The following is a 1015-nucleotide window of genomic DNA, read 5'->3' on the forward strand; positions in this document are numbered from 1 at the left end:
GCTGCCGTTTTCATCGGTGCGGATCAGGGACGCCATGCCCTTGAGGACGATGCCGATTCTGCCGAAGGTCTTTTCATAGTCACAGATCACGGCGCCGGCAGGAAAATTTGCGTTGGTGGCGTGAAAGCACTGCATCATCCGCTCGCAGTCATGGTGGGAAACATTTTCAAACAAGGCAATATTGCAAAAATCCAAAAAAACACCCCCGAATTTCGTAAATGTTGCAATTGCAACAGAATTTCGTTTTCCTTTATGATAAACTAAATACAATGAAAAGTCAAGGCAGACTTTTCAAATCTAAAAAATCATATATGGAGGATACGAGTATGAAAAAGTTTGTATGTTCTGTTTGCGGTTATGTACACGAAGGAAACGAGCCCCCGGCATTCTGTCCGCAGTGCAAGGCACCTGCTTCCAAGTTTGTAGAGCAGAAGGAGGACGCTGTGGCATGGGCTGACCAGCACGTGGTAGGCGTTGCAAAGGGTGTGGATCCGGAAATCGTGGAGGGTCTGCGCCAGAACTTCACCGGGGAATGCACCGAGGTGGGCATGTACCTGGCAATGGCAAGAGTTGCATTCCGGGAGGGCTATCCGGAGATCGGTCAGTACTGGGAGAAGGCGGCTTACGAGGAGGCAGAGCATGCGGCAAAGTTCGCAGAGCTGCTGGGCGAGGTCATCACCGACTCCACCAAGAAGAACCTGGAGATGCGGGTAGCCGCAGAGAGCGGTGCCTGCGAGGGCAAGAAGAAGCTTGCCGCAAAGGCAAAGGAGCTGAATCTGGACGCCATCCACGATACGGTTCACGAAATGGCAAAGGACGAAGCAAGACATGGCTGCGCATTTGCAGGCCTGCTGAAGCGGTACTTCGGCTGATGGAAAACTACACGATCTGCCACTGCATGCAGGTGACCTATGCAGACGTGGAAAACGCCCTGCACCGGGAGACCCGGTTTGAAAACGTGGAGAGCGCATTTGAAGATGTGCAGAAGATCACCCACTGCTCCACCGGCTGCGGC

The 1015-nt window shown here is 52.7% G+C and carries 1 protein-coding gene and 1 pseudogene; one reads left to right on the top strand and one right to left on the bottom strand.

From position 1 onward, the window contains the following. A pseudogene (locus QVO51_RS06150) lies at positions 1-195 on the bottom strand (hypothetical protein); the annotation flags it as partial. 131 nt (positions 196-326) lie between these two features. Here QVO51_RS06150 and QVO51_RS06155 point away from each other — a divergent pair. Further along, positions 327-872 carry an NADH peroxidase gene (locus QVO51_RS06155; protein WP_015559176.1) on the top strand — a complete coding sequence of 182 codons (546 nt, stop codon included), beginning with the start codon at positions 327-329 and terminating at the stop codon, positions 870-872. Positions 873-1015: the final 143 nt, after the last annotated feature.

This window comes from Ruminococcus sp. CAG:379, from assembly GCF_000434255.1.
In the GTDB taxonomy this organism is placed as follows: Bacteria; Bacillota; Clostridia; order Oscillospirales; family Ruminococcaceae; genus Ruminococcus_F; species Ruminococcus_F champanellensis.

Coding starts and splice junctions, on each gene's coding strand:
- QVO51_RS06155 (WP_015559176.1), top strand. CDS start 327: ATGAAAAAGTTTGTATGTTCTGTTTGCGGTTATGTACACGAAGGAAAC.